Origin of the sequence: Shewanella electrica (genome assembly GCF_022321485.1) — a bacterium.
Classification (GTDB): Bacteria; Pseudomonadota; Gammaproteobacteria; order Enterobacterales; family Shewanellaceae; genus Shewanella; species Shewanella electrica.
The window spans coordinates 1-324 of sequence record NZ_JAKOGG010000110.1 but is presented as its reverse complement, the minus strand read 5'-3'; the positions used below and the strand labels follow the sequence as shown (position 1 = coordinate 324).

General features: G+C 37.7%; 1 protein-coding gene. It reads left to right on the top strand.

The features are described 5' to 3' along the window. Nucleotides 1–9: 9 nt before the first annotated feature. Nucleotides 10–324: DUF1664 domain-containing protein (locus L9G74_RS23965; RefSeq protein ID WP_238898544.1), on the top strand; the 315-nt coding region annotated here is incomplete at its 3' end.

Here is a 324-nt window from a genome sequence, read left to right as displayed (position 1 = left end):
AGACGGAATATGGAAAAAGCTGTTGCAGATTTAACCAAAAAGTTGCAGCATGCCTCAGATGTCATTGCTGATACCAAGAAGCATTTGACCCAGAGAATTCAGAATTTGAATGACAAAATGCTCAAGCTGAATGAGTTGCAAAGGTCAACTAAGGATGAAGTTGCTGGAGTTAGAAGTACTATTACTAATATCCATGAAGACTTGGGTTATTTGCAACAAACAGTGGAAACATTGGATTATAGGTTAGCTGAATTGAGTTCTAAGCAGGATTATGCAAATTATGGATTGTCATATCTCATCGACTATGTACACGGAAAAAGCCAG